Annotated in this window: 14 protein-coding genes; 9 read left to right on the top strand and 5 right to left on the bottom strand. The window is 46.8% G+C overall.

All coding sequences use genetic code 11. From position 1 onward, the window contains the following. Window positions 1-248: 248 nt before the first annotated feature. On the bottom strand, window positions 249-590 hold the full coding sequence (locus ABIC22_RS05350) for a DUF1801 domain-containing protein (RefSeq protein WP_354485861.1): 342 nt from the start codon (window positions 588-590) through the stop codon (window positions 249-251). 5 nt (window positions 591-595) lie between these two features. Further along, window positions 596-1,168: a GNAT family N-acetyltransferase gene (locus tag ABIC22_RS05345; RefSeq protein ID WP_170948106.1), complete on the bottom strand. Its 573-nt coding sequence runs from the start codon at window positions 1,166-1,168 to the stop codon at window positions 596-598. 254 nt (window positions 1,169-1,422) lie between these two features. Between ABIC22_RS05345 and ABIC22_RS05340 the strand changes: the two genes are divergently transcribed. The 4 genes from ABIC22_RS05340 to ABIC22_RS05325 all read left to right on the top strand — a co-directional run bounded on the left by ABIC22_RS05340 (window position 1,423) and on the right by ABIC22_RS05325 (window position 5,718). Continuing rightward, entirely contained in the window at window positions 1,423-1,890 is a 468-nt protein-coding gene (locus ABIC22_RS05340; RefSeq protein WP_354479049.1) for a GNAT family N-acetyltransferase, read from the top strand. Window positions 1,891-2,103: 213 nt separating this feature from the next. After that, on the top strand, window positions 2,104-3,456 hold the full coding sequence (locus ABIC22_RS05335; protein WP_354479046.1) for an amino acid permease: 1,353 nt from the start codon (window positions 2,104-2,106) through the stop codon (window positions 3,454-3,456). A gap of 579 nt (window positions 3,457-4,035) precedes the next feature. Then, window positions 4,036-4,899 (top strand): prohibitin family protein, encoded by an 864-nt coding sequence (locus ABIC22_RS05330; protein WP_095361063.1) that lies wholly within the window; start codon window positions 4,036-4,038, stop codon window positions 4,897-4,899. Between the two features lie 69 nt (window positions 4,900-4,968). Further along, window positions 4,969-5,718, top strand: coding sequence for an endonuclease V (locus tag ABIC22_RS05325; protein ID WP_354479043.1), 750 nt, complete (start codon window positions 4,969-4,971; stop codon window positions 5,716-5,718). Window positions 5,719-5,914: 196 nt separating this feature from the next. Here the strand turns inward: ABIC22_RS05325 and ABIC22_RS05320 are convergent, their stop codons facing one another. After that, window positions 5,915-6,826, bottom strand: coding sequence for a LysR family transcriptional regulator (locus ABIC22_RS05320; RefSeq protein WP_354479040.1), 912 nt, complete (start codon window positions 6,824-6,826; stop codon window positions 5,915-5,917). Window positions 6,827-6,957: 131 nt separating this feature from the next. Here ABIC22_RS05320 and ABIC22_RS05315 point away from each other — a divergent pair, with 131 nt between their 5' ends. Then, window positions 6,958-8,001, top strand: coding sequence for a 2,3-butanediol dehydrogenase (locus tag ABIC22_RS05315; protein WP_193723264.1), 1,044 nt, complete (start codon window positions 6,958-6,960; stop codon window positions 7,999-8,001). A gap of 129 nt (window positions 8,002-8,130) precedes the next feature. On the opposite strand, the gene ABIC22_RS05310 is transcribed toward ABIC22_RS05315, so the two are convergent. Beyond that, the gene (locus ABIC22_RS05310; protein ID WP_354479036.1) at window positions 8,131-8,643 is read right to left on the bottom strand and encodes a GNAT family N-acetyltransferase; all 513 of its coding nucleotides are present in this window, start codon (window positions 8,641-8,643) and stop codon (window positions 8,131-8,133) included. A gap of 159 nt (window positions 8,644-8,802) precedes the next feature. After that, the gene (locus ABIC22_RS05305; protein WP_354479033.1) at window positions 8,803-9,570 is read right to left on the bottom strand and encodes a helix-turn-helix transcriptional regulator; all 768 of its coding nucleotides are present in this window, start codon (window positions 9,568-9,570) and stop codon (window positions 8,803-8,805) included. Between the two features lie 201 nt (window positions 9,571-9,771). Between ABIC22_RS05305 and ABIC22_RS05300 the strand changes: the two genes are divergently transcribed. The 4 genes from ABIC22_RS05300 to ABIC22_RS05285 all read left to right on the top strand — a co-directional run bounded on the left by ABIC22_RS05300 (window position 9,772) and on the right by ABIC22_RS05285 (window position 15,535). After that, a complete protein-coding gene (locus ABIC22_RS05300; RefSeq protein WP_354479031.1) occupies window positions 9,772-12,093 on the top strand; it encodes a beta-L-arabinofuranosidase domain-containing protein in 2,322 nt (773 codons plus the stop codon). A gap of 78 nt (window positions 12,094-12,171) precedes the next feature. Next, the gene (locus tag ABIC22_RS05295; RefSeq protein WP_127538458.1) at window positions 12,172-12,738 is read left to right on the top strand and encodes a Uma2 family endonuclease; all 567 of its coding nucleotides are present in this window, start codon (window positions 12,172-12,174) and stop codon (window positions 12,736-12,738) included. A 364-nt stretch (window positions 12,739-13,102) separates the two neighbouring features. Continuing rightward, window positions 13,103-13,834: a hypothetical protein gene (locus tag ABIC22_RS05290; protein WP_354479028.1), complete on the top strand. Its 732-nt coding sequence runs from the start codon at window positions 13,103-13,105 to the stop codon at window positions 13,832-13,834. Between the two features lie 12 nt (window positions 13,835-13,846). Continuing rightward, a complete protein-coding gene (locus tag ABIC22_RS05285) occupies window positions 13,847-15,535 on the top strand; it encodes a vWA domain-containing protein (RefSeq protein WP_354479025.1) in 1,689 nt (562 codons plus the stop codon). The last annotated feature ends 68 nt before the right edge of the window (window positions 15,536-15,603 follow it).

Below are 15,603 nucleotides of genomic sequence, written 5' to 3'. Positions count from 1 at the left end.
TATGATTAGAGGGACGTGGTTATATAAACCAGGTCGAGCACGGTCAGGGCCCACCATGGTTGACCTGGTGTATGTTATCTTCGTTTTCTTGCGGAAATGCAATTTTTGATTCGATAACCCGATGGTAATATATTGTTAAAAGCATCATTTGCAAATTAGAGAACTACAGATGCTATCTTGGAATAGAACGAGTCCAACATATTACACTCTAAAGAAAGCACTTCTAATAGATTAGTTTGTACATCCTTCTACAATTCTGCAGATGCCTGCGTCAGGAGACCAGCGAGCCATTCATAATCCGGTGTATCCTTTTCCTTGATTTTAATCGTTTTGCGTTCCGCTGGGCCTTCAAATACTCCATCGGGCAGATCAAGTGAAGCCGTATTAAAAATGGTGAAGGACACCGCCTGCTTGGAAGGGGAGATGACCGCGGCATATTTGCCGTTCTTCAGGAAATGAGGCTTCTTGTATTGTATGCGCTCCTGCGCGTCCGGAATGGAATCGTGCACGAGCTGGCGTAATTGTCCTGCTACGGCGATTTGCCAGGGGGTTGAGATCTGTTCGATAAACTCCGTGACTTCTGTATTCAAGGCCATTATTGTTCATCCTCCATTTGTATTGGATTGAGTGCTTCCCACTCCGGCTTCAGAATGCCCATCATCAGGCGGTCATAACGCCGTCCATCCCGGTATACCGCGGAGCGTGCTCGCCCCTCCAACTGAAAACCGGCCTTCTCATAGGCACGAATCCCTTTTGCGTTATACGAAATGACGTCCAGCCCCACACGATCGAGGTTCATCTCATGGAAGGCATATCGCAAAATCAGATGCAACGCTTCTGTTCCATACCCTTTGTTGCGGTGTTCGGCGAGTCCAATACCGATGGCCAGCTGCCCGCAGCGGTTATTCCATTCAATGCTGTGAATGACAACAAAACCAATTAGTGTATCCTCTTCGTGTGTTCGAAGCCTGAAGTATACTTCTTTGTTTTTCGTTTCCCCCTCATCCTCCAATTGCTTCTCCGAGTAGGGGATGGCGATATCGGTATCTACATTACGAAGATACTCCGGATCTTCATTCCATTGCAGCATCGTCTGTACGTCTCCCTCACGCGGAGGTGTCATTTTCAATCGTTTGCTATAAAACAGGTTGTCCGTTGTCAGTGTCATGTTGGTCTCCTTTGAAGATAAATGAAGCTCGCTTCACCTCAGTACGAAAATGAACTGTATGGTTGGCTCAATATCTTCGCCCCTTTGGAAAATCAGATAGCCCCATCATACTGGAAATTTTAGGGGATCACAATACACTTTTCAGTGGGTTTTCTTAATCCCTTGTCAGTAAACCTGCCACGGTAGTAAGATGAAATCATAAAGTTAAAAAACATCGATGGAATACACCAAAATTGTTGGCAGGAGTGGTTGTTATGGAGATTAGAGTGGATGATTTGAGTGGGAAACAGGTTCAGGGGTTAATCGCAGAACATTTGCTTGGCATGGCCGAAGATTCGCCGCCAGAAAGCATTCATGCATTGGATCTAGATGGGTTGAAGAAACCAGAGATTACATTCTGGTGCGCATGGGAAGGTGAAGAATTGCTGGGATGTGGAGCCATGAAGGAATTGAGCGCCGAGCATGCCGAACTGAAATCGATGCGTACAGCCAAGGCTCATCTCAGAAAAGGCGTAGCGAGACAAATCCTGACTCACATCATTGAGGTTGCCAGAACTCGGGGATACAAACGCATTAGCCTGGAGACCGGATCGATGGATTCGTTTATCCCGGCACGCCGAATGTATGAAGACTTCGGATTCGAATACTGCGAGCCTTTTGCAGATTATATATTGGACCCGAATAGTGCATTTATGACAAAGGAGTTATCAACGCTCGCATAGTCCTCCTCGTTGTTTCAATTTCGTTTACAAAAGGGTAATCAACCAGGATTCTGCCTCGACAGGGTTCTGGTTTTTTGGCGTGGGTACGTGAATTGAATGAATTTGCCATAACGAATCTCTGTGCTGAGACATGAACAATAGGGTATACTGGAAATTATGTTATAAAAGCTTGAGAGAAGATTACAGACGTTGTTGACATCAGGAGGACTTGAATTGGCTCAGACAGAAGGAACATTACAGAAAAAGCTTAAACCAAGACATATCAGCTTCATGGCCATGGGCGGTGTCATTGGAACAGGAATTTTTAAGGGCAGTGCCGAAACGATTGGACTCGCAGGTCCGGGTGTTATTTTAACGTACATTTTTGCCGGACTGTTACTGCTGGTTGTAATGGCAGCGATGGCGGAGATGGCTACCGTCTATAAAAACAAAAACATGAAAGACTTCGTGCAGGAAGCCTTCGGCAGCAGGGTATCCTTTGTTATGGGGTGGATGTACTGCTTCCTATGGTTATCCGTGTGTGTCATTGAGGTAATTGCTGCGGGGAGCTTCTTGCAATATTGGTTCACGGAAGTGCCGTTATGGATGCTGAGTCTGGCGTGCGCGGCATTTATTATACTCGTCAATCTGCTGAGTGTTGGGGTGTTCGGGGAGTTTGAATTTTGGCTGGCGGGCATCAAGATTGCCATGATCATTATTTTTATCATCCTGGGTGCCGCATTGATCTTTGGCATTATTCCAAGTGATAATACACCTTATCTGCAAAATTACACACAAGCCGGAGGTTTCCTCCCGAATGGTTGGTCATCGATCTTCTCCGCGCTGCTGGTCGTTATGTTCTCGTATGGAGGCTCGGAACTCATTGGTCTGACACTGACGGAGACGGAAAATGCGGACAAGGTCATGCCGAAAATTGTGGGAAATTTCATGCTCCGAATTATTTTGTTCTTCACGTTGCCGATTCTCATCATCTGTGGTCTGATTCCGTGGAATGAGCTTGGGCCGGAGAGCAGCCCGTTTGTACAAGTGCTGGCTTCCACAGGTCTACCTGGTGCAGCGCATATTATGAACTTTATTCTGGTGACTGCCGTTTTATCGGCTGCCAATTCCGGCATCTACGGCGCATCCCGGATGCTTCATTCCATGGCGGTGGGTGGTGAGGCTCCTAAAGCACTGTCCAAAACCAATCGGAGCGGCAGTCCGGTGAATACGCTCTTGGTCTGTTCCGTTATTTTGCTCGGAGGCTCCATGCTTGGACTGTTCGCTCAGGATCAATTGTTCCGCGTATTGCTCGCAGTGCCAGGGTTCGTCGTGATGCTTGTATGGATATGCATCGCCACTTCCCAGTTAAAATTGCGGAAGAGATACCCGGTCAAACCGACATTCAAAGTCTGGGGATTCCCTTACGTAACCGGACTGGCCGTACTGGCGCTTGGTGTAATTGCGGTGATGTTCATATTTGATGAGGGCAATCGGTTCAGCATCAGTATCTGCCTCGGTGTCCTTGCCGTATTGATTATCTGGTCCCTGATTCGGTTCAGGAAGTCGAATGGACAGGAAGTTTAAGGTTTGCAGAAGTAAAATTGAATAGTAGAGGTGTGGACCTCTACATGGACCAAACATCTCGGCATGTATGCCGGGATGTTTTTTTATGTGCAAAGGAATGAGCTCAGAGAGTCGAGATCAGGCGGCAACGTGGACTTGCTCTTTCATGTCTTTTCTATATTGAAAAGTGAGGTGGAGAGACTTGGCAGCAAGAGCCTTTAGAGATCATTGAAACCAGATATGAAATTAGAAGTATATATTTAGAAGAATTAATTATTTTAGTTAACGATTGGGAGAAGGGAGAGATGAATGAAACAACATTTTTTAATAAAGTTTGGTTACGAAAGACTAGCAGCGGGAGAGTTTAAGCAGAAGTGTAATTTATATGAACGCATATGAACTGTGTGAGTTTCTAGGTGATGATGAAATTTGTGTTTGGATACAACCCTAGAGGGAGGATGAGTATGCCATTCATTGGAGGAATGATTTTAGTCTTTATCTTAGCATTTATTCTATGGTCATTAATGTTCCCGCTATTCAATATGGTAGGTAGAAGAGTATTGAAAAGATACAACAAATTCAAACAAGAGGAGGATGTAAATGAAGAATCTAAAGACGTTTAAGGTAGGGGCCATTTCAGTAGCTTTAGTGATTATTGTGGGGGTAGTATTGGTAAGTTTTTTTGTGACACGAATTCCTAACGGATATGTTGGCGTTGTCTATTCACCAAATGGGGGTGTAAAAGATAATACGCTGAGTCAGGGATGGAAGTTGGTAGGTGCTTTTGATAAGGTAACCAAATATCCAATTCGAATTCAAACCGTTGAATACAAGGATATTCAGATTGCTACGTCTGACGGAAAAAACATCACAATCGATTTTGCTTACAACTATCAAGTAGAACCAAGCCAAGTGTCTTCGATTTTTAATACTTTTGGACCCATTAGCATTCAGGAAATTGAAGATACATATCTGAAAACACGTTTTCGTGATGCAGCCCGGAAAGGTATTTCTAAATTTACTGTAATTGATGTATATGGAGAAAAATCATCCGAGGCTGGCGTAGACGTTCAACAACGTTTCGCAGACGATGTCAAAGAACTGGGTTTCATTGTATCCAATGTGACCGTTGGTGTTCCTCAACCAGATGCAAAAACCCAAGAAGCCATAGATAAACGAGTCGAGGCATCTCAAGAGCTGGAACGTAAAACGACTGAGCTTGAAATTGCGAAGAAAGAGGCAGAACGTAAACGTGTGGAAGCACAAGGTAACGCAGACAAACTATTGATCGAAGCAGAAGGTCAAGCCAAAGCAAATAAAGAGCTTCAACAATCACTTACAAGCCAACTTGTTCAATACGAAACGATTAAGAAGTGGGACGGTGTGCTTCCATATGTCAGTGGTTCCAATACGCCAATGATTCAGTTACCAACTGCAGCTGCAAAGACAGAAGAGGTAAAATAAATGAAGGGGAGTTTTTCTCCCCTACTGTGATACAAATATTCCTTAACAAATCCAACGGAGAGGTGCCCATTGAATCAACTTAACATTTTGCCCCCTAAATCATTTAACGAAGAAACCTTTGATCAGATCCAGCGGGAGCTGGTGACAAGAATTAACTTGCAGAACAGCTTCAACATGGAAGATGTCCATCTCGTGGCAGGAGTCGATCTGGCGTACTGGGAGGATGGAGACCGTACATTTGCGGTGTGCTGCATTTGTGTAGTGGACTACTTTACCCATGAGATTGTGGAAACGAAGTCCTTGCAGGATGAGATCAAGGTGCCCTACATCGCGGGGTATCTGTCTTTTCGAGAGCTGCCGCTCATTCTGGATACATTCAAACAACTGGAGAATGATCCGGATCTGGTCATGTTTGACGGAAACGGATATCTGCATCCTCGGCATATGGGGATCGCCACACATGCTTCGTTTTACCTCAACAAGCCTACCATCGGCATCGCCAAGAGTTATCTCCGAATTCAAGACACGGACTATGAGATGCCAGGAAGCGAATCAGGTAAATTCACGGATATTGTGATTAACGGTGAAGTCTATGGGCGTGCACTGCGAACGCATTCACAGGTTAAACCGATCTTCGTCTCCTGTGGCAATGGGATCGATATCAATACGGCTACAGAAGTGACCCTGGCGTTAATTAACAAAGAAAGTCGATTACCCATCCCTGTAAGACAAGCTGATTTGGAAACGAAAAAGCACCGGGCTGCACTGAAACAACTGGACAGCAATAATAGCGACAAGGGTGGATCATGCAAAGAATAATACCGAAAACTCTGACGAACACGTTGGAGTTTTTTTATTTGAATTAAACGTAACAATTTCACCTCAAGCAGGCAGCGACAAAGTTCCGTCCAATTGAAGCTGGCACAGTGATTGATGTGAAGCGAGACATATCCAGTAACGGCGTGCCTTTTTTGGTGTGAACCAGGACGAACGGATAAAGATGTCCTCAAATCAATTAATTTTTGAGATAATCCAGCTCGATCGCTTGTCTGAACTTCTGGGCAAATCGTTCGGCCGCAACGGCAACCTCCTTGGACTCGGTCTGTACGAAGCCAATTTGCATCTTGGGCTGGTCGATGGAGGCAATCTCCACCATCTTCACAAGCCCTTCTTTCCACAATGTGTTCTGGTAGAAAGAGAAGTCGTGGCCGATGCTGGCTGCTATATTGTTTCTAAGCACCGTGTTGATCGCTTCCGAATTGTTGGTCTTGAAGAGGATGGATAATGCTCCATAATCGTATGTGAAATCCTTAATGAAATCTTCTATGAAGCCATCGCGGTACAGCGCGAGGGGATGCTCCTTCAATTGATCCGGCGTCACCCGATTCAGCTTGGCCAGATCGGATTGATGGTGGGTGCCCACAACCAGTTTGCCGGAATACATGGGGCTGAAATGCAGTCCGTCGAATTCACGCAGCTGTTTCGTGTAGATGGCAATGAAGCCCAGGTGTGCCTTGTTGTTCCGGATATCTTCGATAATCTCCATGGAACCTTTCTCTTCAATGGAAATGTTCAGTAGAGGATGCTCCCGTTTCATATCGGCAGTGGTCTGGACTAGGTAGTGCATGACACTGGGAAAGGTCGCTACATGCAGGTCGCCTGTCAGGCAGGATGCTTCCACATTCAGCGATTTCAATTCATCAACCCGTTGCAAAATGTCCAGGGCCTTGGCAATGAATTGTTTGCCTTCTGTTGTGGGGTGCGTCCCCTGCCGGGAGCGTTCGAACAGGACCAGGCCAAGCTCCTTTTCCAGACGATGGATAGACTGACTGATGGCCGATTGGGTAACATGAAGGTGCTCCGAGGCGGCGGAAAACGATTGGGTTTTGGCAATTTCAACGACATATTCAAGCTGTTCCAGATTCATGGGTTCATCTCCGTTTTAACATTACTGCTACTAATATTAACATTAGTATCTATAAATATGAATAATAAGTGAACGGCGATATAATACATAGACAAGCTATTTATAAGCTCAACTAAAGGGGATGGATTTACATGAAAGCAGCAGTATGGTACGGCCATAAAGATGTTCGAGTGGAAGAACGTGAAGTTCCGGTTGCTGGATCCGGACAAGTCAAAATTAAAGTGGAATATGCGGGGATCTGCGGCAGTGACTTGCATGCTTATCACCATGGTGTAGGGATTCAAGAAGGTGAGAATCATCCGCTCTCCGGTCAGCAGGCACCATTAACATTGGGCCATGAGTTCGCCGGAACGGTCAGTGAATTGGGAAGTGATGTAAGCGATATCAACATAGGAGACCGTGTTGTGGTGGAGCCATTGTATCATTGCGGTAAATGCGAATACTGTATCCAGGGCCGCTATAATCAGTGTACCGAATTCGGCTTCGTAGGTTTGAATGGGGATGGTGGTTTTGCCGAGTATGTTGTTGTCGAAGCATATATGGTGCACCCATTGCCAGACAAGGTTTCTTTTGAAGAAGGAGCACTTGTTGAGCCTACAGCGGTAGCCTTCCATGCCGTTCGCCACAGCAAGCTGAAAGTGGGACAGAAGGTAGCCGTGTATGGTGCAGGCCCAATTGGACTGCTGACCATTCTATCTGCAAAAGCGGCAGGAGCTTCCACGATCTATGCGGTTGACGTATTCGAGGAACGCCTGAACCTGGCAGCTAAACTGGGAGCCATTCCGGTGAACAGTGCCAAAGTGAATGCAACGGAAGTCATCCTGGAGCAATCGGGTGGAATTGATGTCGCCTATGAAGCAGCAGGTGTGCAACCTACGATGGATAGTGCTGTAGCAGTAGTCAAAAAAGGCGGAGAAGTGGTTGTCATTGCAGCCATCCCTAACCCACTGCAGGTGAACTTCTTCGATCTTCTGGTGAAGGAAGCGAATCTGACGGCCACACTGGCATATCGCCACATTTTCCCTGAAGTCATCTCCCTCATTGCTGAAGGAGCACTCGATGTGAAACAGGTTATTACGAAGAAAATCAAACTGGATAACATCGTGGAAGAAGGACTGGAACTGCTGATGAGCGACAAGAGTCATGCGAAAATTTTGGTGGAGATCGGCGGTTAATAAGCAGTATTACATTGCCGCATCTTCCAATAGTAAAGGCCACTCGGATGAGTGGCCTTTTTTCATCTTATCACTTCAATTGAATTGAAGTTTATAACTTGCGCTTAATAGCATGTGTTCTCATATGAATCATGAATCGTAACGATAACAGATGGCGTTGCCGCCGCTGCTGCGTGTACTGAATTCTTCATCCTCCACAAAGCCAAAACGTTCATATAATCGGATGGCATTCGTCATCTGCCCGCCCGTGAACAGATACACCGTATTTTTGCCCATGTCCTTGGCAGATGCAACACACTGACGGAGGAGCTCCCGGGCAATACCGTGACCCCGCCACGCAGGATCCACGCCAAGCAGACGAATGAACGGATAATCAATCGGGAGTTCAAAATTGGGATAGGCATTGTGTGCGGTTTCGAACAATTGCACGGTCCCCACAATCTGATCGTCCACTTTGGCGACCCATAATTGTGTGAGATAGGGATTATCCAGTGATTCCTCGATGTCTTTCACGTAGGCTTCCCAACGTTGTTGATCCTGAAAGGTATCCTTGTATTCTGCATAACTTGCAATGAGGATATCTATGATCCCTTTATGATCAGCTTCTGAAGCGGGTTGAATCGTGACTGCCGTTGTCGTCATTTCAATTTCTCCTTCTGAAATGGGGTGGATGAAATACAGTTATTTCACATCTTAACACAACTAAATTTATCGGAATAATCAAAATGTTCTATAGATTACGTATGATTTTCTATGAGTAAGTCTATGCCACCATCTTCACTTCTCATACGAATCCAGCAATTAAAAACGATTGAGCTGGGTGGAATACAGATTATTGCGGTATTCCGTTGGCGTATTGCCTTCATACTGCTTGAACATGCGGAGGAATAGCTTGTAGTCCGTGAATCCGCATTGTCCGGCAATTTCTTTGACACTGGCATTGGTATTGAGCAGCAGCTGTTTGGCCCGGTTAATTCGCTGGGTGAGGATGTACGTTTTCAAGCCGATGCCTTTTTCGCGTTTCACCATTTTGGAGATATAGTCCTTGTTAAAATTAAAATGCTCCGCAATCCTGCTAACCGTGATATTCGTATGAAGATGAATATCAACCCACTTGCAGATATGGTCAACGACCGCATTATGGGGGCGATAACCAGCCTCCGCGTTTCGCTCCAGCTCCTTTAACAGCAGCAGAAGTGCCGCTTCTGCCTCTTCGGGGGAAAAGGACGAGACATGCAGCAGCTGCTTGAACAGCTGATTGGCCGTCGAGGGTACCGGGATGGTCACATGTGTGGGATAACGATCGAACCCTTCAGCCAAGGTGTCATAGTGAACCCAGTAAAAGCTGACAGGAGCATCGCTTATCTGGTAACCATAATGGGTATGCCCCGCTCGCAAAAACAGCAGATCATTGGCGCGAACCACGTAATGCCGATCTTCCTCCGCAATATACATCTCGCCTTCCAGCATCAAAATGATCTCATTCACAGGCATGATCCGCTTCATATGTGTCCAATTGCCTTCCGTAATGAACTTGCCGCACAGATAATATTGGAGTGGCTTTTGCATAAGACGGATTTATCCACCTTTTCTTGGATTATGAGTCTGATGTAGTTGTATTTTATTTGATAACATGTGGATAATCAAGGATGGATATGAGGCAGTAATCATGCAACGTATAAATGGAAACACGGATTTTACCCTTTCACATGCTTCAGAAAAGATATTAAAAGTCATCATATCATTACATAATGAGGAGGAGCATAGTTCATGATTGAAACGAAAAAGGGATTTTTGGGTCCCGAACACGTGCATTTGTTAAATGGGGTTTTCCAAACATCCCAAGAGGTCGGGGAACGGTACCTGTTATCGCTGGACATTGATCGGTTCCTGGCCCCATGTTACGAGGCACACGGATTAACCGCGAAGAAGGAGCGGTATGCCGGTTGGGAAGCGCGGACGATCAGCGGACATTCCCTGGGGCACTATCTGTCTGCTCTGGCTGTGACGTATCAGGCGACAGGCAACAAGACACTCAAACAAACTTTGGACTATGCCGTCACCGAGCTTGCGGGAATACAGCAGGCAACAGGCAGCGGATATATCGGCGGATTGACGGAAGAAGCGTTCCATATCGCATTCCGGGCCGAACATATCGGTGGATTCAATATCGGCGAATACTGGGTTCCATGGTACAGCGTGCACAAAATCTATCGTGGCCTGATTGACGCCTATACACGGACAGGCAACGGTCAGGCACTTGAAGTCGTTACTCGATTTGCAGACTGGGCGGTAGAAGGATTGCTCCCGATGACAGAAGAACAGATGCAGACGATGCTTCAAAGTGAGCACGGAGGCATGAATGAGGTATTTGCACAATTGTATGGCATCACGGGCATAGCCGTATACCTTGAGATTGCTAACAAGTTTACCCATCGGTTGATCCTTGGACCCCTGGAACATAAGCAGGACGACCTTCAAGGCAAGCACGCCAATACTCAGATTCCCAAAGTAATCGGAGCAGCCGAAATTTATAATCAGGATCATTCGCACGAGAGCTACCGGACGGCCGCGGAGTTTTTCTGGGACACAACGATTCATCATCGCTCCTATGTGTTCGGTGCCACGAGCATCGCGGAACATTATGAAGCGAAGGGCATGGAAAGTCTGGGTATCAAAACCGGAGAGAGCTGCTGTACCCACAACATGATGCATCTGACGAAGCAGCTGTTTGCCTGGAACCCGGACAGTGCCTACATGGACTATTATGAGAACGCTATCTATAATCACATCCTGGGCACGCAGGACCCTGATACAGGTAACAAAACGTATTTTGCTTCGACCCTTCAGGGCCATTACAAAATCTACGGGACACATGATACTGCATGGTGGTGCTGCACAGGCTCAGGGATGGAGAACCCCGGCAAATATGCCGAGGCCATCTATTTCGAAGATGAACAGGATCTGTATGTGAACCTGTATATCGCATCCGGGCTGGACTGGACGTCACAGGGACTATCCCTGAAGCTTGAAACCGACTTTCCTTATTCGGAAAAGGTAACCCTGACGATCACCGGAGGCAACGCCTCGGCTAATCTAAAACTACGCGTGCCTTCATGGCTGCAGGAGCCAATGACGGCAACCGTCAACGGGGATGCGGCCCATCCGTATACACGGATGGAAGCCGGCTATCTCTCCATCCAGCGCACATGGTCCGCCGGGGATGTCGTCACCATCACCCTGCCGATGTCGCTGAGCCGATACACGTCTAGGGATGATACCCACAAAGTCGCCTTCCTGTATGGACCCATTGTACTCGCGGGCGCTCTGGGAAGCGAAGGGCTGCCGGAAGATACCATTGTGGATGAGACAGCCCTGAATCCGAAGACGGCCCCGGTACCCGTGATTTGGACGGAGCAGGAGGATGTCCGGGAGTGGATCAGCGTCGTGGATGCGGGTACGTTAACGTTTGAACTTAGCAAGGATGTTACGTCTACGGGCGAACCCGTGAAGCTGATTCCGTTCTACGATGTGCATCATGAGTTTTATACGGTATACTGGCCGTTTAACGATGAAGGTGATGCGCTGGAGAAAGAGCTGAATGATATTACGATCGACAGGGTGCAGCCGGATGGTCAGCAGGATGAGATCGGGCATCATCTGGATAGCAACTGCCGTGCAGAGCAACATAACGGTTCGTACACGGACAGCCGCAACAGGCTGCATATGTGGCGGGAAGCCTTTGGCGTCAGCGGAGCATATTTCAGCTACCAACTGGCCGTGGAAAGTTCAGGTACCAATGTTTTGTGCGTCGGCTATTGGGGCGGGGATCATTCACCATTTGAACGCGAAGGAACGAGGTATGCCAGAGAGTTCAACATTGTGGTGGATGGAACCATAGTCGGTGAGCAGCGAATTCATATGAACAAGATTGGTGAAGTGTTTTATGCAACCTATGATATTCCTGAGACGGTTACCTCCGGTAAAGACAGTGTGACAGTAACATTCCAGGCCATTGGTGATCGTGGGTGTGCAGGAAAAGTCGTAGAGGTGCGTACAACCCGAAGCAAGCCGGAATCCGTGATCTCATAAAACGGCAGCGCATGGAAATCAGCAAACACAATGGTATAATGAGGACAAAGTCGATTAGGGATCAGGGAGGTTGAATGTGTGGCAAAACCGGATAACAAAGGTATCTATAGCTTTCAGGATTGGCTGACCTGGGAAGGAACATGGGAACTCATTAATGGCAAAGCCTATAATATGTCCCCGGCACCGACCTCTATGCACCAATTTATCGTGGGCGAGCTGCATTTCTCCTTGCGAACTTTTTTGCAGAACCAAAAATGCTATGTGTTTGTTGCACCCTTCGATGTGTATTTTAGCGAAAATGAACAATACGATGCACCTGATCATGTTGTACAACCGGATCTGTCAGTTATTTGTTCCAAGGACCAAATCTCCAAAAATGGCTGTTACGGTGCACCGTCTTTAATTATAGAAGTATTGTCTCCTTCGACTGCCTTAAAGGATTTTAACGAGAAATTTAATTTGTATCAGAAATATGGTGTGAATGAATATTGGATTGTCGATCCTGGCAACCAGACGGTACATGTATATACGCTAGAGGACGGAAGCTATCAAGATCGCAGGCTGTATACGGAAGATCAGACGATTCAATCGAAACTGTTCCCGGATCTGGCGATACCCTTTCATCAGCTGTTCAGGCTGGAATAGAATATTATTTAAGTTACTCCGGTGCCCTGTGCCCGGAGTATTTTTGATTGCTTTTTCCGGCTCGTCCTATATAAAAAATGACACGCAATCTCCATATTCCACGTATTACCTGTAAATCTTTCTTTTTCCGTTACCGGATAATCCATGTTTTTCTTCGTCCGAATTGTACCTGCTGTTATGAGATTACAAAATTTGTCCACGTGTCCATGGAGATGAAATGGGATGAGCCTGGGCCACGTATATTATGAATATCCACATTCATCGACCTGAATGAGACAGCATCATGTACAATGAGTGATATACCTTAGTGGTAAATATCGACAATTGGTCCATCATATAGCGAGAAAGGAGGTCAGCTTGTTACATGACCAAATACATAAAATGGCTGAGCCTGATTTTCGGCATCGTTGTCATCAATGTTCTGTTATTTTCGCCAGGCTTTATCGGACTTGGCTTCCGGGGTGAAGCCTTCTCCACTGCGCTGTCCGTCACCCTGCTGTTCGGGAGTGTGATGGCCCTCATTTACGGAAGTTACACTCTGCTGTTTAGACAGCAGGTGGTCCTGCCCGTCAAGCAGATCGAGACCCATGAGGATTATGTGGAAGCATTGTCTTTTTACAGACGAATTAAAGTGCTGGAAGAAGATATCACGCTGGGATTGTCGCAACTAAGCCGGATGAAGAAAAAGAAAGAAACGCTCCTGAACGTGCTGAACCAGCGGTTCGATCCGGGAGAGCTGAGCTACAAGAAATTTGCCTCCGTCACGCTTGAAGTGGAGAAGCTGCTGTATCTCAACATTCGAAGCGTGCTGAATAGACTCCATGTGTTCGATGAAGCCGAATACGCCGCCCTGATGAAATCCAAATCCTCCAAGATTCCACCCAAATTAGTTCAGGAAAAAACCAAAGTGTATAACGACTATCTATCCTATGTAAAAGACTCGCTTCATACGAATGAAGAAATACTGCTCAAACTTGACCAGCTGCTGCTGGAAATATCACGCCTGGACAGCTTTGAAGCCGGGGATATTGAACAGATGCCCTGTATGCAGGACATTGATCAGTTAATCAAGCACACCAAATTATACAGACAGTGAGGGGTTGCATTTATGGCGAAGAAGGGGAAGTTTTTTCTCATATCAATTGTGATGCTGGTGCTCGTGTTCGGATTGGTCTATGCAGGAATTACATTGACATCGAATTTCGGCAAATCCAGTACACAGGTGACAACAGAGAATGCAGGCAAAGAATTAGGCAAGTTGTATGCGGACATTGCGCCAGCGACGGCTGAACCCGTGAAGGGGCAGATTGATCTGGATCCGGTTGATGTGGCAGATTCCCTTCCGGATATCTCGAAGTTCCCGATTACCGTTGAGAATACCACGAACGAGTATGTAGAGATCTTCTCTTCCATTGAGAAGTCAGGCACCGGAGCAGACGGCTGGTTGACCGAGGTCAGTGAAGAATTCAACAAGGCCAACATTACAGTGGGCGGTCAACCGGTATCGGTAAAAATCCGGAATATCGCTTCCGGTACGGCAGCCGATTATATCAAGTCCGGCAAATACGTACCTGATGCATATACCCCTTCCAATGAACTGTGGGGCGAAATGGTAGCCGCTAGCGGGGTGAAGACGGAGAAGGTATCCGATAGGCTCGTGGGCAACGTCCCCGGAATTGTGATCTCCAAAGCCAAATATGATTCGCTCGTTGATACCTACGGATCCGTTAACGTCAAAACGGTAACCGAAGCGATTGCCAACAATGAACTCGCAATGGGGTATACCGACCCGTTTGCCAGCTCCACAGGACTTAACTTTCTTGTGACGGCATTGAACACGTACGATAGCTCCAATCCGCTGGGGGAAAAAGCGATTGAAGGCTTCGAGAAGTTCCAGGCCAATGTGCCATTTACGGCTTCCACAACCATTCAGATGCGTGAAGCCGCGAAGTCGGGCCGATTGGATGCCTTTGTGCTTGAATACCAGACATACGTCAACACCGCAGACCTGAAGAGCGGATATGTTTTTACCCCGTTTGGTGTAAGACATGACAGCCCGCTGTATGCACTGGGACAGCTGCCGCAGAACAAACAGGAAATCATCCAGAAATTCGCTGAATTCGTCACTCAGGATAAATACCAGCAGTCGGCAGAAGAGTTCGGATTTAACGGTTTGCAGGATTACAAGTCTGAGCTGGCGACCGTCGATGGGGGAACTCTATTATCCGCGCAGAAGGTATGGAAAGAGAAAAAGAACGGAAGTAAACCGATCGCTGCCGTATTCGTTACGGACGTATCCGGAAGCATGGATGGGGAACCGCTGAACCGGTTGAAGGAATCTCTTCGCAAAGGTCAGAAATATCTCGGCACCGACAATAGTATTGGCCTCGTTTCTTATTCCAGTGGGGTAACCGTGAATCTGCCGATTGCCAAGTATGATACGAACCAGCAGTCCATGTTCGTCGGGTCCGTGGATAGCTTGCAAGCAGGCGGCGGTACAGCGACTTTTGACGGTATCGTGGTAGCCATGAAGATGCTGGAAGACTATATGGCCGCTGACCCGAACGTGAAACCGCTGATTTTTGTCCTGAGTGATGGAGAGACCAATGAGGGACATACACTGAAAGATATACGTGAACTGGTCGAGACCTACCAAGTGCCAATCTACACGATCGGATACAACGCCGACATCAAAGCCTTGGAGAGCATCTCCAGCATTAACGAAGCAGCCAGCATCAATGCGGATACAGATGATGTCGTGTACAAGATCGGAAATCTGTTTAACGTCCAGATGTAAGTAAGTAATCTACCCTGAAAAAGGAGATCAAGAAATCTGGGGATAACAGCGATCAGAAGATGGTACTG

The sequence above is a fragment of the Paenibacillus sp. PvP094 genome (genome assembly GCF_040546835.1).
Lineage (GTDB): Bacteria > Bacillota > Bacilli > Paenibacillales > Paenibacillaceae > Paenibacillus > Paenibacillus illinoisensis.
Note: the sequence above shows the minus strand (reverse complement) of the source record. Positions and strands in the feature narration are given on the sequence as shown.

Excerpts from the sequence above, each read along its gene's own strand:
- ABIC22_RS05330 (WP_095361063.1), top strand. The coding sequence starts at position 4,036 with ATGAAGAATCTAAAGACGTTTAAGGTAGGGGCCATTTCAGTAGCTTTA.
- ABIC22_RS05285 (WP_354479025.1), top strand. The coding sequence starts at position 13,847 with ATGGCGAAGAAGGGGAAGTTTTTTCTCATATCAATTGTGATGCTGGTG.
- ABIC22_RS05340 (WP_354479049.1), top strand. The coding sequence starts at position 1,423 with ATGGAGATTAGAGTGGATGATTTGAGTGGGAAACAGGTTCAGGGGTTA.
- ABIC22_RS05345 (WP_170948106.1), bottom strand. The coding sequence starts at position 1,168 with ATGACACTGACAACGGACAACCTGTTTTATAGCAAACGATTGAAAATG.
- ABIC22_RS05315 (WP_193723264.1), top strand. The coding sequence starts at position 6,958 with ATGAAAGCAGCAGTATGGTACGGCCATAAAGATGTTCGAGTGGAAGAA.
- ABIC22_RS05320 (WP_354479040.1), bottom strand. The coding sequence starts at position 6,826 with ATGAATCTGGAACAGCTTGAATATGTCGTTGAAATTGCCAAAACCCAA.
- ABIC22_RS05305 (WP_354479033.1), bottom strand. The coding sequence starts at position 9,570 with ATGCAAAAGCCACTCCAATATTATCTGTGCGGCAAGTTCATTACGGAA.
- ABIC22_RS05290 (WP_354479028.1), top strand. The coding sequence starts at position 13,103 with ATGACCAAATACATAAAATGGCTGAGCCTGATTTTCGGCATCGTTGTC.
- ABIC22_RS05300 (WP_354479031.1), top strand. The coding sequence starts at position 9,772 with ATGATTGAAACGAAAAAGGGATTTTTGGGTCCCGAACACGTGCATTTG.
- ABIC22_RS05310 (WP_354479036.1), bottom strand. The coding sequence starts at position 8,643 with ATGACGACAACGGCAGTCACGATTCAACCCGCTTCAGAAGCTGATCAT.